Source organism: Thermodesulfobium acidiphilum (assembly GCF_003057965.1).
Lineage (GTDB): Bacteria > Thermodesulfobiota > Thermodesulfobiia > Thermodesulfobiales > Thermodesulfobiaceae > Thermodesulfobium > Thermodesulfobium acidiphilum.
Window position 1 is genome coordinate 795,528 of the sequence record NZ_CP020921.1, and the last position, 24,533, is coordinate 820,060.

Consider the following 24,533-nt stretch of genomic DNA (forward strand, 5'->3'; position numbering starts at 1 on the left):
TTGGAAGATGAAATAAAAAGAGTATGTAGATTACAAAGAGATGATGAACTAACTTTCCCTCACTTTTATATAGTAAGTGCATCTGCAGGTTCTGGCAAAACTTATACTTTGTGTATGAGGGTTTGCCAGTTTTTGTTATCAAAATGTATACAATATAATGACCTATCAAATATCCTTGCTTTAACATTTACAAAAAATGCTGCAAATGAAATGAAGCAGAGAATTTTAGAATGGTTGAAAAAAATATCTTTAGGTTTGTTAAGCGAAAAGGATAAAAATAATTTGATTGAATTACTATCTCTTTCCTTTGAAGAAATTGTTGTTCGATCTGAAAAAATAATAGATTTAATATTTAATAATTTTTATGAATTTCAAGTAAGCACGATCGACAGCTTTATGTCGAAAATTTTTAAGGTGATGCCATTTGAGACCAATATTTTAGCAAGTAATATAAAAATTGATATTGAAGAAATAATTGATTTTGCTATTGATAAATTCATACAAGAGATTGATTTTCTTGAACTTGAAGAGTTTATAAAAGTTATTTCTTTAAACAACTTTATAAGTTTCAATCCAAAGGAAGATTTGAAAAAAAATTTATTAACTTTATTGAATTTAGAAAATAAGAAACTAGGATATTTTAAAGAAAACAAAGATATCGAACTTACTTTAGATAAAGTAAAGTTGTTGATGAAAAATTTAGCTTTATTGGCTGAGGAATCTTTAAAAAGGAATTTCAAATTAAATGGAAAAATTAAAGAAGAGAATTTTTATAAAATTATAGAGAAATTAAAAAAGCCTGAAAAAAATATAATCAATGTCATTAAAAGTATTTATAAAACCTTCCCCTTTAATAAAGAAAATGGCGATGATTACATCCATTTGAAATCTGAATGGGAAAAAAATATTTCTGAAATATACGCATATTTACCAATTTTGAGTCAAATAAGATTTCAACCATATATTAAATTGTTTAGCAAATTCAAACTATCTTTGGAAAATTGTTATAAAGATCTCGGTGCTGTTTATATTGGTAACATGAATAAGATGATTTTTGAAAATCTTAATGAAGAAAATATTGTAAAGGTTCAGTTTTGTTTAGGAAGTCATATTTATCATATTTTAATAGATGAATTTCAGGATACAGATGAAGTTCAATGGGCCTGTATAAAAAAATTTTGTGATGATCTTTTGTCCAGAAATGGTTCGGTTTTTACTGTTGGCGACATAAAGCAATCTATTTATAGTTTTAGAGGGGCAGATTATAAGATTATGAAGGAAACAATAGAGAAGCCAATTAAAAATACTTTTTTGTTAAGTCTTGAAAAGAATTTTAGAACTGATGGAGTTATAATTGAAAATATCAAAAATTTTTTTCAAAAAAATATATCTGACAAAGTATTGGAAACAAATAATATTTCAGGTTTAAAAGATTTTACCCAGCTGCCATCAGAAGAAAGAAAAAGTTCAGGATTTTTTAAAAGTCAAATAGTTTTTTTTGATGAGCCTGAAGATAAAGAAATTTTAGGCAATAAAGATATTAAGGTAGGTACTTTAAAAACTGAGTTACTAAATTTAGTTTATGAATTAAGTAAAAGATATAAATTAAGCGATATTGCAGTATTGGCTAGATCAAATTCCCAGGTAAACTTGGTTGCCATGTGGCTTATAGAGAATGGATATAACGTAGTTTCAGAAAGTTCAATGGATATCAGAGATAGAAAAATAATTCAAGAAATTATTTCGTTACTAAAATTTATAGAATCGCCTACAGACAACTTGAATTTTTCTATTTTTATTTTAGGCAAGATAATGAATAAAATTTTTTTTGATAATAATACTTCTCAAGACGAAATAAGAGAATTTATATTCTTAAACAGGAATAAAAATTTATTTAATTCATTCAAGAATAATTATATAAATTTATGGAACGAATATTTTAAAGAAATATACTTTAAATCTGGCCATATTTCAATGTATAGTCTTATTGTTTTAATTTATTCAACTTTTAAAATTCCCGAAAACTTTCCAGAGGAATCAGCTTATTTAGTAAAATTGTTAGAAATTATTTCTGAAATAGAATCGAAAGGGTATGTAGACGTAAATAAACTATTATATCTTATTGAAAAAGATAAAAACGAATTTTTTAAAGTTGAAATTTCTAATTTTACTGATGCAATAAAATTAATGACCGTTCATAAAGCGAAGGGCTTAGAGTTTCCTGTTGTAATTAATGTGATTGATGCTGAAAATAATTATGCCCTTCTTGATAAGAAAAAATTGGACTATAATTTCTTTATTTATGAAGAGAAAACTAATTCTGAAATAAGTAAGAACTTGCTTTCACTGCTTCATATTACAAAAGAAATGGCGCAAAAAAATAACTTTTTAAATGAAATTTTTTGTGCCAAAGAAGTTGATTGTATTTTAGATGATTTAAATCTTCTATATGTTGCAATGACGAGAGCAAAATTTGAGCTTTATAATTTTATATGTGTTAAGAAAATAAAAAATAGCGAGAGTTTATATAACCTGGAAAGAGAAGCTGGGGAAAAAAGGAATGTAATTGATTTTAGAGCAAATAAATTTGAGTTTGATAATTTTAAAGTTGATTGTGAATCCCTGTCTGAACCTTTAGATATAGAAAAAAATTGGAAGAAAAAGGATATAGCAAGTATTAAAAGAGGGATCTTATTTCATAAAATTTTGGAAAGAATAAGGTATAAAGAGGACCTCTTAAATTTGGATAATATAACCGAACTTTATAAAGATGATATTGAACTTTTTGAGCCAGAAATAGCAAGAAAAATTTCATCTATAGTGATGAACGAACAATTTTCTAAATTTTTTAGCTCTCTTAACGAAGTTTTTACAGAAGTTAATTTTATTGATAAAAGGGGCAATCTTTTTAGAATCGATAGATTAGTAATAGAAAAAGATACTATTTATGTTGTTGATTATAAAACAAGTTTGAAGGAGTATTACAAAAATTTTGAAAGAGAATACTATCTTAGACAAATTAAGTTCTATATGAAAGTTGTGAAAAGCTTTTACAGAAAAAATACTATAGGAATAATATTAGATATTGATAATATGTCACAAGAAATTATAAAAGATGGATAAGCCTAATTTTTGGATAAAGAATCGTGAAAGAATAATATGGGTCAAAGAAAAAAGCGATCTAATTGATGAAATAGTTAATTACACAATTAACAATTTAATTTCTGAAGACTGTATGGTTATTTTCCCTAATAGAAGAGCAATTCATTATTTTTACTCAAAAATTTCTAAGCGTTTGAAAAAAGCATTCAAAGTTCCATTAGCTTATTCTATTGATGATTTTATTGATTATATATATGAAAAAAAGTTTAGTGCTTTTAGAAAAATCAATATTTTAGAGTCAATTGATGTAATCTATTTGTTATTAAATAATACAGAAAGATTTGATTCTTTTAGAAAAATTCACAATTCTTTTGAAGAATTTATTCCTTGGGGTGAAGAATTTTTTAAAAATTTTGAGGAACTCTTAATTAATAATGTAAGTTTTAATAGCTTTGATAAAATAAATATTTTTTCTAATTCTAATTTATATAAAAATTCTTTAATTTATAAAGTCCTAGAAACTGATTTTGTTTATATTATTAAAGATTTCTTTGATTTATATAAAGACTTTTATTCAGAACTGAAAAACAGAAAACTTTCTACAAGGGCATCAAGATATAACTCTGTCCAGAGGGTAGATTTGCCAGAAAAAACTTATATAATTGGTGGTTTTTCGTACTTAAATAAATGCGAAGAAGAACTTTTTAGAAATATATTAAGTAGTAGAAAATCACACTTTTTTGTGAAAAGAAGTTTTAATTTTTATGATTTGGAAAACAAAAAATTTTATATATATCAATCCCAAACTCTCAATGGTCAGGTTATTAAGTTAAAAGATATATTAGAGCAAAAAAAGCCTTTAAGCTATAATGATGTTATTGTATTAACTTCTGAAAATAGTTTATTCCCTGTCTTATATAACGCTATTCCCAAAGGGGAGAAATACAATATTTCTGTAGGATATCCTCTTTCAAGAACGCCAATATATTCCCTGTTTGACATGATTTCAGTTTTGTTATCCAGAATGAATAACTTAAAATTTTATGCTAAAGATTATGTAAATCTACTTTTTCACCCATATATAAAAACTTTAAAATTTGATAAATTCCCTATCACATCTGAAAATTTTCCAAATATAGAAAATTTTGTTGCCAGAATTATTTTTCAAAAAATTCAGGAAAATATTAAGTATAAAAACAAAATTTTTGTTTCATTGTTTGAATTTGAAAAGAATTTAGAAATTTTCAAAGGAGTTCTTGATGTTATCAAGTCTTTTGAAATAGAAATCCATTCAGAAGATGATTTTATATCTTCTTTAAGTGAGTTTTTAGTTGAAATTCATGATAAAGTAATTAAATTGTTCTTAAATATAAAAAATTTTCCTGATTTTATAGAGAAAGCAATTGATTTATTAGACTATATATCAATAAAATCTTTAGGACACCTAAATCTCTATGGGAATAACTTTTTTAGGTATACATATGAAACTCTCTTTGATTTATATTCTACCAAGATCTCACACGCTAAGTTTAAGAATTTTAACCAATACTTTGATTTGTTGAAATTTTTTATGCAAAATTCCAGGATTCCATTTTCTTCTTCTATCCTGGAGGGTATTCAGATTTTGGGTGCGCTCGAAACAAGAAATATTAACTTTAATAGAGTTTTTTATATGGATATTAGCGACGATAAATTGCCAAATGTAAATAAGGAAGAACTTTTTTTGACTCAGGATATTAGAAAAATTTTAGATCTGCCTACTGTAAAAGAAAGCGAAGAAGTCCAGAGAGCTAACTTTGTTGATTTAATAAACACAGCTAAAGAAGTTTATTTTTTCTATTCCAATTCCGATGCCAGATCTATTTCGAGGTTTGTAGAAAACATAATTTGGGAGTTACAAAAGATAAGAAAGTCTGTAGAGATGCCTATTGATAGTAAAGGTATAAATTTTCAGGCTTCATTCGCCCAAGAAAATCCTGTTTTTATCGAAAAAAATGATAATATTATAAGGTTTCTTAAAAACTTTGAGTTTAGTCCTACATCTATTGATAGTTATTTAAGATGTCCACTTTCCTTTTACTTTGCTTACGTGTTGAATTTGAAGGAGTATAAAGAGATAGAAGAAGATATTAGCAGCGTGGAAATAGGTAATATAGTTCATGATGTTTTACACCTTTATTTTAAAAAATGGCTTAACGTTGAATTTACAAATGTTGATTTTGAAAATGAGTTAAAAGAAATATATAAAATTTTAGATAAAAAATTTCAAGAGAATGATTCAAAGGGAGTTTTGCTTCAGAAGGAGCAGTGTAGATTAGCATTAAGGAATGTTTTAGAAAAAAATATTAAGGAACTTACTAATATGAAGATCTTATTCCTTGAAAAGGAATTTACTAGGGAAGTTTCTCATAATAAATTGAAGGTAAAGTTGATTGGAAGAGTCGATAGAATACATAAGTTAAAAGATGAATATTTTTTGATAGATTATAAAACAGGTGCATCTAAAATCCCTAAATCAAATTTTTTGCCAACGATAGAGAATAGAAAGTTGTGGTTTGAGAACGTTAGGTCTTTTCAGTTACCATTTTATATATTTTTGTTTGAGAAATTTCAAAAAATAAACTTTGAACAAATAATAGCTGGTACATGGAGTTTAAAAAGTATTGATGAGGAGAAATACTTTAAGTTTAATGATGAAACTTACGATGCTTATTTTAAAGCTTTGAAATATCTCATTTCAGAAATTTTTAATAAAGATATACCCTTTTTCCCTGTTTCTAATAAAATTGAACAAAGATGTGCTTTTTGCTTGTACCAGAGTATTTGTTCAAGACAGTGGGTAAAAAATAGAAAGTTTTATTAAAGTTTTTTGTAAAAAATATTTATGATATAATGACAATTATAAAACATTTAGGAGGGTTTAACTTGGGGAATTTTAAAACTCTATCATTTCTTTCTATTTTTCTATTTTCATTTATATTTTTTCAGAATACAGGATTTGCTATTCAAAGTTCTGCTACCGATCCCAAAACAATTGCCAGGTGCTTTGGTCATCTGACAGCTATAAAATTATTTCTGTTAATTGGGATGGTGATTGTGTAAATGGTAAAGCTCAGGGTAAGGGTAAGATAAGTTTGATTTTGCAGGATAATAAAGGTTTAGGTTACAAAGGAAGTGGTGTCGGCGAATTTGATAATGGCTACCTCAACGGTCACGCTGTTATGAATTTTTCAAATGGTGACTCCTTTAATGCAGATTTTAAAAACGGGCTGATGAATGGAAACGGAATGTATAAATTTTCAGATGGGGGTACCTATGAGGGCGAGTTCAAAAATAACAAACTAAATGGACAGGGCACTTATACCTGGGCTGATGGAAGAATTTATAAAGGCGAGTGGTTAAATGGCTTTATCGCAAGGGATTTAAATGGTTTTATAGGAATTCAATGGGGTTCATCTATCAAAGAAATGAAAGATGTTATAAAGAATCGACCAAATACAAATCTCATGCATGAGTGGGAAGATGATAGTGATAAAACTTCTACTTACATTTATCATACAACAAATTTTTCAGGTAAAGGAGCAAATTTATTTTTATATTTTATCGACAACAAGTTTTATTGTGGCACCGCTTTAATTAATATTAGCACAAATGAAACCACTCAGAACGATATAATGGATTATTTTTCTAATTTAAGAGATTCTATAACTCAAAAATATGGTCCTTATGATTATTGTACAGGCAAAGATTTTGATACTTTTTGCATTTAAAACTTTGCTACAAAGTCAAATTTTCCAAACGCTATTCATTTGAGTTTCCATAAGATAGAGCCTTCTACTTTGAATTTTCCATACGAAATAAGATTAGATTATGTAAATGGTGAAATGTACAATAAAATTGAAAAAGCTACTTCAAAACCTCCTAGTGATTTGTAAATTTTAAATTTTAAATTATTTTATAAATAATTTTTGCTCGTTGAATATCTATTTTTATTGAAGAATCTGCTATTGTTGGGTCGACTGTAAGTTTACTATTTATTGCATTATTTATCAGGATTTTCAAAGTATCTTAAAATAGCATTGACATGACCCTTTGCTCTGACATTTCGCCATGCTTTTTTCAATATCATGTCAGGTGTAATTAAAAATGTAGATCTAATAACTCCCATACTTGTTTTTCCATACGTTTTCTTTTCGCCGTAAGCGCCAAAAAGATTTAAGATTTTTTTCTCAGGATCAGAGAGAAGAGGAAAGTTTAAACCATGCTTCTTTTGAAAATTTTTGTGTGACACAATGGAGTCAGGACTAACCCCAGCAACTGCAGCATACTTTAATATGAAGTTCATATTATCTCTAAAATCGCATGCTTCTGTGGTGCAGCCGGGCGTATTGTCTTTTGGATAGAAGTAAAGAATAAGATTTTTTCTATCTTGTATTAAGTCTTTAAAACAAAAAACTTTTTCATTTGAGCCTTCATCTATTCCATTAAGACAAAAATCATCAATTTTATCTCCTTCATTAAACATTTATAAACCTCCCTTTTTGATATTATACTTTTTCTTTACAAAATATTTATTTTGTTGTAAAATTCTGACAATTTGATTCTCAATGATATACCAATAAGTTAATTAATTTTCTAAAAATATATTTTAGGAGGTCTAAGATGTCTATTGAAGCTAAAAATGAAACTTTAAATATGATTAAAGAAAGTAAAATAATATTGCCAAATAAAGATAAAGTTAAGAATACTAATGCGGGCAGTATTGATGGTTTTAATAATCTACTGAAAAAATCATGGGTTGACCCTGAAAAATTTTGGGAAGAAGTGGCAAATGAATTATTTTGGTTTCACCCATGGTCAAAGACAATGGAAGGAGATTTCCCAAACTTTAAGTTTTTTATTGGTGGAATAACAAATCCGGCTTATAATATGTTGGACAGGAATATTGAGAAAGGATATGCAAACAAACTTGCACTTATATGGGAGGGTGAAAATTATGAAACAAAGTTTTTCACATATAAAATGCTTCTTTGTGAGGTTAATAAATTTTGTAATATTTTAAAAAACTTTGGTTTGAAGAAAGGCGATAGAGTATCGATTTATCTTCCGAACCTTGCCGAAACGGTTATTGCGGTTCTTGCTTGTTATAGAATGGGAGTTTTGTTTAATACTGTATTTTCAGGATTTTCTGCTAATGCACTTAGGGAAAGACTAAATCATTTTGAACCGCAAATATTTATTACTGCAGATGGAATTTATAGGAGGGGAAAAGTTATTGCTCTCAAAGAACAGGCTGATATTGCGATTGAAAAAGTAAGCAGTATAAAAGCAACAATTGTGGTTAAAAGGGCCGGAAACCCTATTAGTATGAAATCTGGTAGAGATTATTGGTGGAATGAACTAATGAAAAAATCTGATGCTGAATTCCAACCAGAACTTATTGAAGCAAATGAACCCGGTTTAGTTTTTTATACAAGTGGAACTACCGGTAAACCGAAAGGCGTGGTTCATTCAGGGAATGCTTTTGTAATAAACAATTATATTTATGCTAAGTACCACTTAGACTTGCATCAGGATGATGTTTTTTGGTGTATGGCAGATATTGGTTGGTTGACAATGCATATTTGGGGTATAGTTGGGGCGCTGTCAAATGGTATTACAACTATTTTTTATGAAGGAGCAATAGATTATCCTGAACAGGATAGAGTTTATCAAATTTTGGAAAAGTATAGGGTTAATAAATGGTGGACTTCTCCAACTGCTACTAGAATGTTGATGAAATTTGGGGAAGAAAAATTAAACTCTTACGATCTAAATTCGTTAGATGTAGTTGCTTTTGTGGGAGAGCCTTTAAATCCTGAGGCCTGGAAATGGGTTTATGAAAAAATTGGAAAGAGGAGAATATATCTTAATAACACTTATGGCCAAACAGAAACTGCAGGATGTCCCTTGGCAGGTGCTGCATGGCTTACCCCTATGAAACCAGGATCATGTGGTATCCAATTTTTAGGAGCACACTTAGATATAGTTGATGATTTTGGCAATCCGGTCGGACCTATGACAGTAGGAAATCTGGTCTTTAGAAAACCAATCCCAATGTTGATTAGAGACCTTTGGAAAGATCACGAGAGGTATCTTGATACTTATTTTTACAAGGTGCCAGGTACGTATTTTACGTATGATGCTGCTGTGAGAGATAATGATGGCCACATATGGGTGCTTTCTCGAACTGATGACGTTATAAATGTATCAGGGCATAGAATCAGTACCATGGAGATTGAAAGTGCAGTTATGGAGGTTGAAGGTGTGGTAGAGTCGGCGGTTATAGGCACTCCTGATGAAGTTAAGGGTATGATGCCTGTTGTTTTTGTTACAGTTAGAGAAGAGAATAACGAAGAAGATATAATAAATAAAATTAAATCAAAAATTGTTGAAAAAATTGGTAAGATAGCTCTTCCTAAAGATGTTTTTTGTGTTCCAACTACTCCGAAAACTCCTAGTGGAAAAATTATGAGAAGGTTTTTAAGAGAATTGGTTATAAAGGGAAAAATTGTAAGCGACACTACAAGCTTAGAAAATCCTGATAGCATAGAGATTATAAGCAAAATAATTTCAGGGATATAGGATATTTTTTAGTTTTTTTAATAAAAATATTTTCTACTGATTGTTTTTAGTTTTGTTATTGTGTCGTGATTTGTTAAAATATAGTGAACTTAATTTATAAAATTAATTTTTTTATCTAATTTTAAATTTAGGAGATAATATCGTGGATGAGAGAATTGTTAAATTTATGAGAGACAACGATAAGGTTGCAGTATGGCTTAATGTTAAAATACTTGAAGTTAGAACTGGATATTCAAGAATTTCTATGATTGTAAGAGAAGATATGTTAAATTCTGTAAAGATCTGTCAGGGAGGGGCTATATTTTCATTTGCAGATTTTGCTTTTGCCTTAGCTTCAAACTCTCATGGCAAAATTGCTGTAGGGATATCTGCAAATATAAACTACTTAAATCCAGCCTTTTTAGGAGAAGAACTTATTGCTGAATGCTTTGAATCGGGCAGATCGAGAAAGTTAGGTCTTTATGATGTTAAAGTATATAAGGATGAAAATAAAAAGTTTGTTGCTTCTTTTACTGGGCAGGTGTATATAAAAGAAGAGAAATTTGAAGTATAATTTTTATTTATATATTTAAAATCTGTTAATGGTGCTATAAATTCCCCAGGTAGGGAGCTTTTAAATTCCCCACAATAAAATATAAAATACCTCCTATGTTAAGAGGTAAAAAATGGTTCTTTGCTAAGAATATATGATAAACACTTAAGAGAAGTTGCGGTCCACTTGATATCTTTATCTCAAGGTGAATTCATAACAAACAAAATTTACAATCCAAAGCTGGAACGCTTTTTATCAAGGCCATATGAATACGAAGAAGATATGAGAGAAATTGGTAAAGATGTCAAAGATTTTTTCTTCAAATTAAAATCTTTAAAACCTAATAGCTATCATAGAATTATCTCTGGTATCTTACACCTATAAAAGATATATACAGCAATGAAGTTATTAACAAATCTTTAAAAAGAGCAAATCTCTATGGCATATATAACTATCTATCCATTGCAATTGAATCTAATTTAAGCTATATAGATTTTTTGTCTCTATTAATAAAAGTTATTATGATACACACGAGCGATCTTTTAAACAAACTCTTAATTGCAAAAAAAGATGGTACTTATTACAACACTTTAAAAGAGCTACTTGATGTTTATCTATTAATTATTGACGAAATAGGGTTTAAAAGGATAGATACAAATGCAGTAGATGAGTTCTTTGAAATAAATAAGAAAAAGGTATGAGAATGGCTCAATTATAATAACCACGAATAGACCGTTTGAGGAATGGGCAAATGTATTTGGGGATGCAGTTCTCGCATCTGCTATAGCAGATAGAATCATACAACACTGCTATTTTTTTAAAATAACTGGTAAGAGCTACATGATGAAGGAGTTGATAAAAAAGTAAGTAAGACAAACTGGGGAAAATAAAAGCTCCACAGGTGGGGAATTTAAATTGACTTTAACAAAAATTCGCTTTCTATATCTTCTGTAGGTTTTTTACACTAGTAAGGTGAAGTTTTCTATTTTATTTTTCTTGCTTCCTTTTCAAATAGATAATTTCTAAAATATCTCTTTGCTTAAATTTTGTAGACAATTCTGAATATTTATATAAGAAGTTTTTATATTATATATAAGTAAAATTTATTGTATAATAAAATCAATAAAGGGTAAAGGAGGGAGAAGGATGAATCTTTATATGGTGTGTTTAAAGTGTAATCCTGATATCTGTGTGGTTGTGAATGCACAAAATGAAGATTTGGCCAAGTTAAAGGGATTGGATATAATACGTTCTAATGGTTACAAATGTGATTATGCTTCTATTGAAGTTTGTTGCTTAAACACATTTTCACCTGATGGAGAGGAATATATGGTAATACCCTTTGCATCTTAAGTTTAGTATTCTTATTGAGCTGAATTGATCATTTAAAAGTTTAAAAAGACAGGCACAAAATATATATTGTTGCTTGTCTTTTTTTTCTGTAAATTGCATAATTTAACTATTACTATGAATATTTTTTCAGGAGAATAATGTATATATAGAATAATGTATATATGAATAATTTACCTATTAATAGAAAATTAAGAGAATCAGTTAAAGAGCTTATTAGCATTTCAAAAAAGTTTGAGTTAGCCAAAACTTTTTCTTTTGAAAAGTATGATATAAATAAAATTTTAAAAAGAGAACAAAATCTTCCAAAGAATTTATTATGCTTTTCAACTAAAATTATAAAACACGTTTTTAAGTACAATTTTCAAGTTGTAAATGAAAAAGATAGTTATCTAATAGGTTTCTTAAGCGAAGCTGGTAGGGATAAATTAAATTTTGCAAACAAACTTTTAATTAAGTGTTCTGAAAATCTTAAGTTGCAAAAGGACTTAAGTCTTTCCAGGTTTGAAAAAAATTATTTTTCTTTTGATGAAGAGTTTAGACTATTAGCCTATCTGCTAATAATTTATAAAATTGGGTTAAAGGTTGAATTATTTAATTTTTGTAAAAATTTTCCAATTAAATTAAATGAATTTAAAAATTATGAAAAAATAAATATTTTAGAACAAATAAAAAAAATTAACGTTAATACTGATAAAAGTATAAAAATGCCATTTATTAAAGATCTTATTTTCTGAGAATCTATTCATTTTTATAAATATTTTCCTTTTTATAAAATATTACTATTTAAAGCAATAAAATATTCTAATAGTAAAAAACTTTTTAAATATTACAAATATTTGTTAAAATTTAATAATAATATATAACTAGTATATTTCAGAAATAGGAGACAGAATATGACTGACTATGAAATTTCAAAAAACGCTAAATTAAAAAAAATTTTTGATATTGCAAAAAAATATGAAATACCTGAAGATTCATTAAGGCCATATGGTGATTATATAGCAAAAGTAGATTACAGACTTCTGTATGAGTCTAAAAAAGATTTTGGAAAACTTATATTTGTTACTGGAATTACACCTACTCCATATGGTGAGGGTAAAACTACTACAGTTATTGGATTAATAGATGCTCTTAATAGATTAGGGTATAAATCTGTCGCTTCTATAAGACAACCATCACTTGGTCCAATTTTTGGAATCAAAGGGGGAGCTGCAGGTGGAGGATATGCCCAGGTTGTGCCCATGGACGATATAAACCTTCTTTTTACGGGTGATTTTCCTGCTATAGAGTATGCAAATAATCTTTTGGCATCTCTAATTGATAATCATATTTTTCATGGAAATGAGTTAGGAATTGATTCTAGAAAGATTAGGTTTAGAAGGGCTATAGATATGAATGACAGGTCTCTTAGAAGTGTAGTTGTTGGTTTGGGTGGAAGCGCTAATGGATTTCCTAGAGAAGCAGGTTTTGATATTACTGCAGCTTCTGAAATCATGGCTATATTTGGTCTTTCATTAAACATCAACGATTTAAAAAAGAAATTAGGAGATATTTTAGTTGGTTTTTCATATGACAAAAAGCCAATTTATGCCAGAAATCTAAAAGCTGAAGGTGCCATGGCAGTAATACTAAAAAGAGCAATTAATCCAAATTTGGTTCAAACTCTTGAAAATAGTCTCGCTTTTGTGCACGGTGGGCCATTTGCAAATATAGCTCATGGTACTTCTTCTATTTTATCTATTAAACTTGCTTTAAAATTTTCAGATTATGCTGTAGTAGAAGGGGGATTTGCTACTGATCTTGGTGGCGAAAAATTTTTAGATATTATTGCAAGGCTTGGAGATTTGAAAGTATGTGCAGTGGTGATAGTAGCTACTACTAGAGCACTAAAATACCATGGTGGCTTAAATGTAGATTATATTGAAGATGGCAGTAAAAATCTTATAAGAGGTTTACAAAACTTAGAGAAACATATTGAGAATATGCAAGTATTTGGGTTAAAAGTCGTTGTTGCATTGAATAAGTTTAGTGAAGATACACAAGAAGAAATTAAAATCGTGAAGGATTTTGTTGAGTCTATGGGAGTTGGATTTGCTCTTTCAGACGTTTGGGCTCAAGGTGGTAAAGGAGGAGAAGAGTTAGCTAAGAAAATTATTGAGGTTGAGGAGGAGAGGACTCCAAGATTTATATATAAGCTTGAACAATCTCCAAAAGAGAAAATTGAAAGAATTGCCAAAACTATTTACGGTGCAAGTTTAGTAGAATATTCTCAAGAAGCAGAGGCAGATCTTAAAGATGTTTCTTTAGTGGGGATGGATAATTCCTTTGTTTGTATGGCAAAAACTCCTTTGTCGTTATCAGCTGATCCAAAGTTAATTGGTAGACCAGAGGATTTTAAGATTATGGTTAGAGAAGTTAGAATTTCTCATGGAGCCAATTTTATCGTTCCAGTGCTTGGTAAAATAATGACTATGCCTGGTCTTCCAAAAGTACCCCAGGCTGTAAAATTCGATATATTTGAAAGTGGCGAGATACAAGGAATATATTAATCTTAAGGTTTTTAAATATTTTGATTCATTTGGCTAAAATAGCAAGTTAAAATTTTATAACATATCTATACTTTCAAAGTTTTGTTTTATTAAATCTGTTCTTCTAATACTCTTTTTAGTAAATGATATTATTACAGCTATTATGCATACTACCAAAAGACTTATCATTGTTACTGAAAAACCTTTCATAAAGGCTATCTTATAGATTGTAAACGGAGCTTTTGATTCAATAATATACCCGTGTTGTGCAAGAGTATTTAGTTTTAATGATGTAAATATCATACTTGATATGTCTACTCCGAATATAAGACCCAGTGCTCTCATCATGTTTAACACTCCACCGGCAACGCCAAGCTTGTCTTCTGGAGCCGAAAGCATTATTGCGCTGTTGTTGGGTGGAGTGAAAATGCCCATTCCTAAACCAAGTATTACAAATACAAATGTTAAAAAATAAATATTAATATTATTATTTAAAAAAGATAAAAGAAAGGTCGCTACTACACACACCATCATTCCAATAGTAGTCATAATTCTCGATCCAATTTTATCTGATATGGCTCCTGCGAATGGAGCTATCAAAGCCATGGCAAGCGGTATAGGTGTTAATATAGATCCTACGATTTCTGCATCGTAGTGCATAATATCTTCAAGATAAAATGGCATCAAGAATAGAACTGCAAAAAGCACATAGTATGATAAAAAGCCTGTAATGTTTCCAGTAGAAAAATCCCAATTTTTAAAAATTCTTAAGTCTAACATAGGATTAGCAGTTTTCAATTCCCTATATATAAACAAAGGCAGTATTATAAGGAAAGCTAAAAAGCAAAATATAATAAATGGTGATGTCCAACCTATTTTAGTCCCCTGATCTATTGCCAGTACAAGAGATCCTAATCCCAAAGCACACAAAATAACCCCGAGAAAATCAATTTTGTTGTCCTTCTTTAAGCTGGGCTTGCTGGCTGGCAAGATAAATAGTGCCATTAATGTGCCAATAATTCCTATTGGTACATTAATGTAAAATATCAGCCTCCAATTTAAAAGAGAGATAAGTATACCGCTGATAAACGGACCTATAGACATTGCTATAGCTTGGACTGCTCCCTGTATTCCTATAGCTCTGCCTAATTCATTCTTTGGAAATGACTGTGTAATGATCGCTACTGAGTTTGCCTGGAGCATCCCAGCACCTACTGCCTGAAGTACACGAGAGAATATCAAAAAATAAGCATTTGGAGAAATTCCACAAAGAGCTGAACCTATTGTGAATATGATAAATCCTATGTTATACATCTTGGTTCTTCCGAACATATCGGCAAGTCTTCCAAAAAATGGTAGAAAAACCGTTAAGGTTAACATATAACCCATTACGACCCATTCAACTAATGCCATTGGAACTTCAAATCTGTTTTCGATTGTTGGAGTAGCTACGTTTACTATACTTACGTCTAATGCAGACATTGTAGCACCAATTAGAACGGTTAGTAGGATAAACCATTTCCACTTTGGATTTGAAGAAAAATATGGATGAGGAAACACTATCTCTTTTGTCATAAGCATTGTCCCCTTTTGTTTTGTTTAGATTATTTTAAAACTAAACTATGTTTAATGTATGAAATTTGAATTATAATCAGATTAAAATTAATTTAACTTCATATTAGAAAATATAATTTATTTTAATAATATTTTAATTATTAAATTTTAATTGGTTTTACTAATAATCTTAATCAAAATCAAATAGCGAATTTTTGACTTTTGGATTTTTGATTGAGTCAGGCATAGTGAAAAAGGCGATAGATAATAGAATCCATGATATGAACATTCCAATAAATCCTATAGCTAAAATTGTTAATATTGCACTCCAGAACATTACGTCTCCTGATGTTTTGAAAAGTTCAGTGTCCGTAAATAAAGCTATTAGAATTAAACTCTTTCGAAAAAAAACAGCAGAGGCAATTATAAATGAATAAAAAATTATAAGACTTAAAAAAATATTTGTTCCAAAATACCAATGCTCAGAAAATACTGATAAAACGGTATATAGACCAAGAAAGAGAGAGATAGTAACTCCTATAATGCTTATTAAAAAAGATTTTATAATATTTGAGTAAATTTCACCTTCTTTTAGGAGTCGTGATATATTGTATATTGATATCATAAACATTATTACACCAATTATGAAAAATATATGACCTATACCGGGAATTAGAGCAAATGCAATTAAACCAGAACCTAATCCGCCAAGTATTTTTTCTTTTGAGAAATTTAGCATTTCTACTCCATAAAAATTTATAAAATGTTATAAAGTATATTTTACTATAAAATTTATATGATAATCCTTTCGGAGAGATTCAAGAATAGCTATATTTTGAATCAATATTTTGATCCTTATTCTTATGTTTACTAATATGTTAAAATAAACTATATATCTTGAGAGGAGAAGTTTTCAGTTGATTTGCAAAAGAAAAATTATCACGCATCCTAATTCACTTTTAAGAAAAAGAAGTTTTCCAGTATTGCAATTCGATAAAAATCTTGAGAATTTGGTTGAAGAGATGGAATATCTGATGGTTTCAAATAATGGTGTAGGTCTTGCTGCTCCTCAAGTTGGAGAATTGAGCAGATTATTTATATACAAGATTAATGATATACTACAGGTAGTTGTGAATCCTGAAATAATTGAAAAAGTAGGTTCAGAAGTTGATGTTGAGGGATGTTTATCTGTCCCTGGGGTTTTTGGTCCTGTAGAGAGAGCTTTTAAAGTGATTGTTCAGGCTCAGGATATATATGGTGATACAATAATTCTAAACAAAGAGGGTTATGAAGCTAGAGTTATTCAACACGAACTTGACCACCTTAACGGCGACCTCTTTATTGATAAGGCAAAATACTTAGAGACTGCTGAAGAAAGATCGAGAAAAGAAAAAGAAAAACTTGGAAAGGATTAGTTATTAAAGTTTTTTGGGAGGAAAATTTTTTTTGGATTTATTTTTTTTTGGCACACCTACTTATTCTGTGAACGTTTTAGAAAGGTTGAAACGCTCAAAACATCAAATTGTAGGGATAGTTACGAAAAAACCTTCTTTTTTTGGGAGAAAAAAGATTCTAAAACCGTCTCCAGTGGAAGCATTTGCGAGGCAGAATTATATCCCCCTTTACAGTGGGAAAACTAAAGATAAAGAATTTATAGATTTTTTTAAAGAATTAAACCCTGAAATTGGAATAGTAGCTTTTTTTGGAGAAATAATTCCAACGAGAGTAATAGATTTATTTAAATATAAGATGATTAATCTCCATCCCTCTTTATTGCCAAAATATAGAGGTATAGCTCCAGTGCCAAGGACTATTTTAAACGGCGAAGATATCTTTGGGGTAACAATACATGAAGTTATTAAAGAACTGGATGCGGGGGATATATACGATCAGATTTCATTTAAAATTCATGAAAAGAAGAGTTCAGGGGAGTTATTAGATTTTTTGTCAAAAAAGGGCTCTGACCTGCTTGTTCAGGTGTTAGACAATATTGAAAAAGGTGATTTAAAAAAGATTCCTCAAAATAATGAAGAGGCAACATATGCTGAAGTTTTAAGATTTGATGAAGTAATATTCTCTTTTAATGAAAAAGCAATCGAAATTGAAAGGAAGGTTTTAGCAGCAAATCCAGATCCTATTGCTAGAACAAAAATTAGTAAAGGCGATCTTTTAGTTTATAAGGCTTTTGCTATTGAGGGGGTGGGGGAGCCGTCTAAAATCGTTGGTATTGAAGGGGATGCTTTAAAGGTTGGAACTGGTGAAGGAATTATTTTGCTATTAGAAGTTCAATTTCCAGGGAAAAAGAGGATAAAAGGAAAAGATTTGTTAAACGGTTTAAGATTGAAAATTGGAGATTTTCTTTAGAGTTTGAGCATTACAAATTCAAGACTTTATGCATTCAAAACTTTAAAAAGAATAATTTATCAAGGTGCTTATCTACACCTAGTTACAAAATATGTTAATTTAAGTGGTAGAGATAGGGCCTTCTTTAAATTAATAGTTAATTTAGTTTTAAAGAGTGGATATAAATTATTTGAGAAACTTTCCAAAGAAAAATTATCAAAAAGTGAAATAATAGCACTAATGATGGTATTTGTTGAACTCAAACTTCTTAGAAAAGAAAGATATGTTGTATTTAGTCAATACAAAACACTTCCAGAAAAAGATTTTAGTGAAAAAAGATTTCTTAAAGCATTAACAAAATTTGAAAATGAAAAAAGCTTAATTAAAAACGATATTAGCCTTCCCAATTTCATAGTCGACCAAATAATCAATTCAAAACTAGATATAAGCGGTTTTACTCGCAATTTTATATCAACTCCATTAACCGGTTTTTTCATATTATCTAGGACTGAAAAAACTTTAGATTTATTAAAATCGTTATCAGGAAAACTTTATCCAGGTAAGATTTTTAAAAATTATTATTATACTGAATCTTTTTCTGAAGTATTAGAAATTTTGCCTCAAGATAGTTATATTGTTATCTCTGAGAGTTCAATGTTGTCTGTTTTACTTCTGAATCCAAAACCTGGTGAAAAAATTATAGAAGTAGGCGCTTCACCTGGGGGGAAAAGTGTGTTTTTGGAATATATACTAAAAGATTATAAAGATAAATTAAACAGACTTAAAAAGATTATTTCAGTTGATATTTCAAAAAATAGAATTAGTGCATTGAAAAAAACCTGTGAAAAATATAACTTAAAACTGATTAGTCCAACTTTATACACTGAAAAAACAGTTTTTGACGTTTCTGATAAAATTCTTATAGATGCCCCTTGCAGCGGCCTTTCTACACTTGGTAGTAAACCTGATATTATTTTTCACTTAAAAGAAAGTGACATAAAATTGCTAGCTAAAAAGCAGGAAGATATTTTAAATTTTTACAAAGACTTTATTAAAGTAAAGGGAAAATTAGTTTATTCAGTTTGCACCTTCACTGAAATGGAAGGTAAAATTCAAATTGAAAAATTTTTACATAAAAACAAAAACTTTAAGACTTTTGAGGGCGTTTTGTCTTCTAAGTATATTAATCAGGATATAATTATTAAAAATGGGATGTTAGACATTGACTGGGTTGCACTTTCTCTGGAACCCTTTTTTATTTGTTGTTTGGAGAAAGTAGATGAATAAAAATAATTTTTTTGAATTATCTTTTGATGAGCTTGAAAATTTTTTTACAAATTTAGGTTTTCCTAGATATAGAGCTAGACAGGTATTTTCCTGGATATACAAAAATAATGTTTACGATTTTAAACAAATGTCAAATCTAAGTTTGGATTTAAGGGAGCTGTTGAATTCAAGTTTTGATTTATCATTTCCAAAAATTCAGAATTTAGTTGAATCTGTAGATAATAGCTTAAAATTTTTGTTTAATTTGGGCGAAGACAATTTTATTGAAACCGTTTTTATTAAGCACAGAAACAGGAACACGGTATGTGTTTCTTCTCAGATAGGTTGTCCAGTTGGATGTATGATGTGTTCGACTGGTAAAATTGGGTTTAAAAGAAACTTAAAGGTATCAGAAATTGTTCTTCAAGTTTTAGCTGTTGAAAGTTTTGTTAAGTCTAAAATGGGAAAAATTGACAATTTAGTTTTTATGGGGATGGGTGAACCCATGCTAAATTTTGATAATGTAATAAAGGCCATTAAAATTTTATCAGACAAAAATGGCAAATCTTTTAGTCCTAGAAGAGTGGTAATCTCTACAAGTGGATTTGTAGATGGAATAAAAAAATTAAAAGCAGTTAACCTCCCAATAAAATTGGCTGTATCATTACATGCTACTACTAATGAACTAAGATCTAAACTTATACCTATTAATAAAACCTTTAATATAGATGAGCTTATTAAGGCCTCTGAGGAATATGCATTAGCCTCTAAAAGGCGAGTAACCTTTGAATATGTTCTGATGGAGTCAATAAACGATAGCGATCAAGATATTATTAGGTTAAAGGATCTTTTAAAAGGGCTTCATGCTCATGTTAATCTTGTAAAGTATAATCAATCGTTATCTGATGTTAAAATAAAAACAAATATTCACAGGATAAAGTTATTTGAGAAAATGCTTAATAATTTTGGTATTAAGACTACTATAAGATTTTCTAAAGGAGAGGATATAAATGGGGCCTGTGGTCAGCTGGCTCTTTTGACCGAGTTAAGTAGTAGTCTGGACGATGAACTGTAAGCTATTTTTAGATAATAGAAAAGGGGGTAGAAGGTACAATTATGTCGGGAAAAGACTTTAACGATGAAATGATTTTGCATCAATCTTTTATGAAAAAGGCTTTAGATCTTGCATTAAATGGCAGATATTATACATCTCCCAATCCGATGGTGGGCTGTGTTGTTGTAAAGAACAAAAAAATTATTTCGCAGGGCTTTCACAGAGCTTACGGTGAACTACATGCTGAAGCAAATGCTTTAAAACCTAAAGATATAGATTTTAGTGGTGCTGATTTATATGTTACTTTGGAACCATGTCTTCATTATGGTAAAACTCCATCTTGTACTTCAAAAATAATTTCTTCCGGGATAAAAAGAGTGTTTATAGCCACGCTTGACCCGAATCCTAAAATGAACGGAAAATCCGTTGAAATACTAAAATATGCTGGCATAGAAGTCTATACAGGTATCTTAGAAAAAGAAGCCAGGTTTATTAATAGACACTTTTTTAAGGCAATGGAAAAATCAATGCCATGGTTGATATATAAGTGTGCCATGACTTTAGACGGTAAAACTGCAGACCATAATTTTAAAAGTAAATATATATCTTCTGTTAAATCAAGAAAATATGTTCATGAGCTTCGGGCTGAATGTGATGCAATTATAATTGGTTATAGGACTGCAATCTTCGATGATCCACTTTTAAATATAAGACTGAAGGGAGTACAAAAGAAGATTAATAGAATAATAATAGACCCAAAGGCTGCACTTCCAAAAGATTTATTGGTTTTTAATACCCCTAATGAGGGCAATACAATTCTTGTGATCCAAAAAGGTTTTAGAAATAAGGTTACAGATCAAATAGAAAGTCAGGGTGTAGAAATACTTGAAATAGAAGAAAAAAGTTTTTATATCGAACTAATGAAAGAATTGTTTAAAAAAAACCTTATAAAAATTTTACTTGAAGGAGGAGGCACCCTTGCCTGTCATATGTTGAAAAATAGATTGATTGACGAATTAAACTTTTTCATTGCTCCAAAGATTTTGGGTGGAAAAAATTCACCTACACCTTTTTCAGGAGTAGGATTTGAGATTGATCAGAATACTGTTGTGCTGGATTCGTTGAGGACAAAGAAAATAGGCAATGACATTCTGATAACATCCCTTATAAAATATAATTAATTATGAAAAAAAGTTTTGAGTTAATAGTAGGTATTGAAAATGGAGGAAAATATTGAAGATAGTTATTGGTCAAGTTAATCCTACTATTGGAGATTTTGAATACAATTTTAAATTAATAAAGAATACCTATAAAAAGGGAATAGAATTTGCTGCTGATCTTGTAGTATTGCCTGAAATGGTAATAACGGGTTATCCACCTAAGGATTTATTAGAAAGGGACAATTTTTGCAAAAGGGCTTTCGAATATAACGAACTAATCGTTGATCTCACTGAAGATATTCCAATCCTTTTTGGTTCTATTCAAAAAAACGATAAAATAGGCAGAAAAATTTATAATGTAGGGATTTTGGCTAAAAATAAAAAGATTGTAGGTTGTGCAAGGAAGATTTTGTTACCATACTATGATGTATTTGATGAAACAAGATACTTTGAACCTGGAGATAGCCCATTTTTTATAAATATAGCAAATAAAAATATTCTTATAACAATTTGTGAAGATTTATGGGGTTTGGGAGAGGGTGGATGTCTATACGGCAAAAATCCTATTAAAGATGTATTATGTAGAAATAAAGATAAACAGAAAATTGATTTAGCAATTAATATATCTGCATCACCATATCACTATATGAAGTTTAATCAAAGAAAAGAAATTTTTTCAAATATTGCTAAAGAATTTGAATTTGACTTGCTCTATGTAAATTGTGTTGGAGCAAATGATGAATTAATTTTTGATGGTGCGAGTTTTTTTATGACGAGTACAGGTCAACTAAAGTTTTTAGCATCATTTTTTGAAGAGAATATTTCATATATAGATACTGACATGTTAAGTTTTGAAAATAAATCTTTTGATGATAATTTTGATGTGACTGAACTAATGTATAAGGCTTTGGTATTTGGTTTAAAGGAGTATGGGAAGAAGACGCATTTTAACGGAGCAGTATTGGGACTTAGTGGCGGAATTGATTCTTCATTGACTGCTTGTATAGCATGCGATGCTTTTGGCAATGAAAATGTAATGGGTCTCATAATGAATTCTCCTTATAACTCAAAAGAAAGTTTAGAAGATGCCTTAGAGCTTTCTAAAAATCTAAATATTAAGTCTGTTATAATTCCAATAGAGCCATTAATGAAATCTTATGATGAATCTTTAGCAGATATTTTTAGGGGTTACGATAAAGACGTTACAGAAGAGAACCTTCAAGCACGAATAAGGGGAAACTTACTAATGGCTGTTTCAAATAAATTCGGAAAAATTTTGTTGAGTACTGGGAATAAGTCTGAAATGGCTGTAGGTTATACGACGTTATATGGCGATTTAACAGGTGGTTTGGCTGTAATTTCAGATGTATACAAAGAAGATGTTTACAAAATTGCAAAATGGTTAAATTCCAAGAAAAAAGTTATACCTGAAAGAGTTTTCACAAAAAAACCATCTGCTGAACTTAGACCTGGGCAATATGATCAAGAGAAATTGCCTCCTTATGAAATCCTGGATAAAATTTTGAAATTATTTATTGAAGAAGCTAAATCAATAAATGAAATTGTTTCTTATGGTTTTGATCGAAATACTGTGAGAGAAGTAGTTTCGATGATTGTTAAGAATGAGTATAAAAGAAGACAGGCTCCTCCTACTTTAAAGGTTACAGGAAAAGCTTTTGGTTATGGCAGGAGATATCCAATAGCAATGAAACCTAAATTAGATGATTTATAAAATTTAAGGAGGCTTTTAAGTGATTAAAATAGCTATCTTGGGATTAGGGAATGTAGGAACAAGTGTCTTAAACATTATTAGAAATAATCAAGATCTAATTTATCAAAAAATTGGGGAAAATTTTGAAATAGTAGGTGCTCTTGTTAGAGATAAAACTAAACATTTAGAAAAAGGGGTATATTTAGCATCTTCTTTTGAAGAAATATTGTCTTTGAGGCCAGATATAATAGTGGAACTAATAGGCTCTGTAAATCCTGCACTTGAATATATCATCAAATCCCTGGAAAACGATATTCCAGTTGTTACAGCAAACAAAGAAGTGCTGGCAAAGTATCCAGATGTTATATTTGCTCTTGCAGATAAAAAAAGAGTCCCTATATATTTTGAAGCTGCTGTTGGAGGCGGAATTCCAATTGTTAGACCATTAAAGGTATGCTTAGCTGCAAATAGGATAAAAGAAATTATGGGTATTTTAAATGGCACTACTAATTATATATTAACAAAATTAGATGAAGGCCTGGAGTTTGAAAGCGCCTTAAAGGAGGCTCAAGAAAAGGGTTATGCTGAAGCAAATCCAGAGTCTGATCTATCTGGTATGGATGCGCTTTATAAAATTGCTATTTTATCGTCTGTATCTTTTGGTGTTCTGGTAGATATCAAGGAACTTTCATCAGAGGGCATAAACAAAATTAGTCTTAAAGACGTTTTATATGCACGGGATCTTGGATATAAAATTAAACTCATTGCAAGATCATGTGTTAAAGATAATAAATATGATATAAGGGTGTATCCAATGCTGCTTCCTTTTTCACATCCTTTAGCTTCTGTTAATAATAACATGAACTCTATTTTAGTAAAAGGAGACTTTGTAGGATCAGTAATGTTTTACGGCCAGGGAGCAGGTGGAAATCCTACAGCTTCTGCTGTTGCAAGCGATATTATGGATATCGGCTGGCATATAAAAAATTCTCATACACACAGACTTTCAGGTAATATTAAGTCAAAAGCTACGATATTGAAATTGGATGAATTGTTTTCTAGGTTTTATTTAAGAGCTATTGTCAAGGATAATCCTGGAGTGCTTGCGAAAATTGCTAAAGTTCTAGCGGATAATGATGTAAGTATAAAGAGTATGGTTCAAAAGACAAGTAATAAAGGATATGCTGAATTAGTATTCATTGTACACCAATGCAACGAACAAAATTTTTATAAATCTATAGAAGATCTGAAATTAGTAGATAGCGTAAAACAAATAGCTTCTACACTTAGGGTATATGAAGATTGA

The 24,533-nt window shown here is 29.5% G+C and carries 22 protein-coding genes; 19 read left to right on the top strand and 3 right to left on the bottom strand.

Going from position 1 to position 24,533, the window contains the following annotated elements:
* The 4 genes from TDSAC_RS04135 (at window position 1) to TDSAC_RS04145 (ending at window position 6,872) form a co-directional block, all read left to right on the top strand.
* Window positions 1–3,123: a UvrD-helicase domain-containing protein gene (locus TDSAC_RS04135; protein ID WP_108309012.1), complete on the top strand. Its 3,123-nt coding sequence runs from the start codon at window positions 1–3 to the stop codon at window positions 3,121–3,123.
* Window positions 3,116–5,965 (top strand): PD-(D/E)XK nuclease family protein, encoded by a 2,850-nt coding sequence (locus TDSAC_RS04140; RefSeq protein ID WP_108309013.1) that lies wholly within the window; start codon window positions 3,116–3,118, stop codon window positions 5,963–5,965. The genes TDSAC_RS04135 and TDSAC_RS04140 overlap by 8 nt, the downstream gene beginning before the upstream one ends.
* Before the next feature lie 62 nt (window positions 5,966–6,027).
* Window positions 6,028–6,204, top strand: coding sequence for a hypothetical protein (locus TDSAC_RS09045; RefSeq protein ID WP_199919914.1), 177 nt, complete (start codon window positions 6,028–6,030; stop codon window positions 6,202–6,204).
* A 32-nt stretch (window positions 6,205–6,236) separates the two neighbouring features.
* On the top strand, window positions 6,237–6,872 hold the full coding sequence (locus tag TDSAC_RS04145) for an MORN repeat-containing protein (RefSeq protein ID WP_199919915.1): 636 nt from the start codon (window positions 6,237–6,239) through the stop codon (window positions 6,870–6,872).
* 272 nt (window positions 6,873–7,144) lie between these two features.
* Here TDSAC_RS04145 and TDSAC_RS04150 read toward each other — a convergent pair whose 3' ends face one another.
* The gene (locus TDSAC_RS04150) at window positions 7,145–7,627 is read right to left on the bottom strand and encodes a peroxiredoxin (RefSeq protein ID WP_108309015.1); all 483 of its coding nucleotides are present in this window, start codon (window positions 7,625–7,627) and stop codon (window positions 7,145–7,147) included.
* Between the two features lie 137 nt (window positions 7,628–7,764).
* Between TDSAC_RS04150 and TDSAC_RS04155 the strand changes: the two genes are divergently transcribed.
* From TDSAC_RS04155 to TDSAC_RS04185, 8 genes are all read left to right on the top strand, one after another.
* Window positions 7,765–9,726: an acetate--CoA ligase gene (locus TDSAC_RS04155; protein ID WP_108309016.1), complete on the top strand. Its 1,962-nt coding sequence runs from the start codon at window positions 7,765–7,767 to the stop codon at window positions 9,724–9,726.
* A gap of 142 nt (window positions 9,727–9,868) precedes the next feature.
* Window positions 9,869–10,279 carry a hotdog fold thioesterase gene (locus TDSAC_RS04160; protein ID WP_108309017.1) on the top strand — a complete coding sequence of 137 codons (411 nt, stop codon included), beginning with the start codon at window positions 9,869–9,871 and terminating at the stop codon, window positions 10,277–10,279.
* A gap of 120 nt (window positions 10,280–10,399) precedes the next feature.
* Window positions 10,400–10,642: a hypothetical protein gene (locus TDSAC_RS04165; RefSeq protein ID WP_108309018.1), complete on the top strand. Its 243-nt coding sequence runs from the start codon at window positions 10,400–10,402 to the stop codon at window positions 10,640–10,642.
* Window positions 10,643–10,779: 137 nt separating this feature from the next.
* Entirely contained in the window at window positions 10,780–10,959 is a 180-nt protein-coding gene (locus TDSAC_RS09050) for an ATP-binding protein (RefSeq protein WP_199919916.1), read from the top strand.
* A gap of 16 nt (window positions 10,960–10,975) precedes the next feature.
* A complete protein-coding gene (locus TDSAC_RS09260) occupies window positions 10,976–11,125 on the top strand; it encodes an ATP-binding protein (RefSeq protein WP_422822124.1) in 150 nt (49 codons plus the stop codon).
* 279 nt (window positions 11,126–11,404) lie between these two features.
* Window positions 11,405–11,611: a hypothetical protein gene (locus TDSAC_RS04175; protein ID WP_108309019.1), complete on the top strand. Its 207-nt coding sequence runs from the start codon at window positions 11,405–11,407 to the stop codon at window positions 11,609–11,611.
* Between the two features lie 161 nt (window positions 11,612–11,772).
* Complete coding sequence (locus tag TDSAC_RS04180; RefSeq protein WP_108309020.1) at window positions 11,773–12,345, top strand: hypothetical protein; 573 nt, start codon at window positions 11,773–11,775, stop codon at window positions 12,343–12,345.
* 159 nt (window positions 12,346–12,504) lie between these two features.
* Entirely contained in the window at window positions 12,505–14,160 is a 1,656-nt protein-coding gene (locus tag TDSAC_RS04185; protein ID WP_108309021.1) for a formate--tetrahydrofolate ligase, read from the top strand.
* A 54-nt stretch (window positions 14,161–14,214) separates the two neighbouring features.
* Here TDSAC_RS04185 and TDSAC_RS04190 read toward each other — a convergent pair whose 3' ends face one another.
* Both TDSAC_RS04190 and TDSAC_RS04195 read right to left on the bottom strand, forming a co-directional pair.
* Window positions 14,215–15,714 carry an MFS transporter gene (locus tag TDSAC_RS04190; RefSeq protein WP_199919917.1) on the bottom strand — a complete coding sequence of 500 codons (1,500 nt, stop codon included), beginning with the start codon at window positions 15,712–15,714 and terminating at the stop codon, window positions 14,215–14,217.
* 169 nt (window positions 15,715–15,883) lie between these two features.
* Complete coding sequence (locus tag TDSAC_RS04195) at window positions 15,884–16,432, bottom strand: DUF996 domain-containing protein (protein ID WP_108309023.1); 549 nt, start codon at window positions 16,430–16,432, stop codon at window positions 15,884–15,886.
* A 178-nt stretch (window positions 16,433–16,610) separates the two neighbouring features.
* Between TDSAC_RS04195 and def the strand changes: the two genes are divergently transcribed.
* From def to TDSAC_RS04230, 7 genes are read left to right on the top strand one after another with little or no spacing between them, the layout of a single operon-like run.
* A complete protein-coding gene (def, locus tag TDSAC_RS04200; protein WP_199919918.1) occupies window positions 16,611–17,108 on the top strand; it encodes a peptide deformylase in 498 nt (165 codons plus the stop codon).
* A 31-nt stretch (window positions 17,109–17,139) separates the two neighbouring features.
* Window positions 17,140–18,057 carry a methionyl-tRNA formyltransferase gene (gene fmt, locus TDSAC_RS04205; RefSeq protein WP_199919919.1) on the top strand — a complete coding sequence of 306 codons (918 nt, stop codon included), beginning with the start codon at window positions 17,140–17,142 and terminating at the stop codon, window positions 18,055–18,057.
* A 3-nt stretch (window positions 18,058–18,060) separates the two neighbouring features.
* Window positions 18,061–19,323, top strand: a complete 1,263-nt coding sequence (locus tag TDSAC_RS04210; protein ID WP_108309026.1) for an RsmB family protein — start codon at window positions 18,061–18,063, stop codon at window positions 19,321–19,323.
* The gene (rlmN, locus tag TDSAC_RS04215; RefSeq protein ID WP_108309027.1) at window positions 19,316–20,377 is read left to right on the top strand and encodes a dual-specificity RNA methyltransferase RlmN; all 1,062 of its coding nucleotides are present in this window, start codon (window positions 19,316–19,318) and stop codon (window positions 20,375–20,377) included. The genes TDSAC_RS04210 and rlmN overlap by 8 nt, the downstream gene beginning before the upstream one ends.
* Before the next feature lie 41 nt (window positions 20,378–20,418).
* The gene (ribD, locus tag TDSAC_RS04220) at window positions 20,419–21,537 is read left to right on the top strand and encodes a bifunctional diaminohydroxyphosphoribosylaminopyrimidine deaminase/5-amino-6-(5-phosphoribosylamino)uracil reductase RibD (protein ID WP_108309028.1); all 1,119 of its coding nucleotides are present in this window, start codon (window positions 20,419–20,421) and stop codon (window positions 21,535–21,537) included.
* Between the two features lie 52 nt (window positions 21,538–21,589).
* A complete protein-coding gene (locus tag TDSAC_RS04225) occupies window positions 21,590–23,248 on the top strand; it encodes an NAD+ synthase (protein WP_199919920.1) in 1,659 nt (552 codons plus the stop codon).
* A 19-nt stretch (window positions 23,249–23,267) separates the two neighbouring features.
* A complete protein-coding gene (locus tag TDSAC_RS04230; RefSeq protein ID WP_108309030.1) occupies window positions 23,268–24,533 on the top strand; it encodes a homoserine dehydrogenase in 1,266 nt (421 codons plus the stop codon).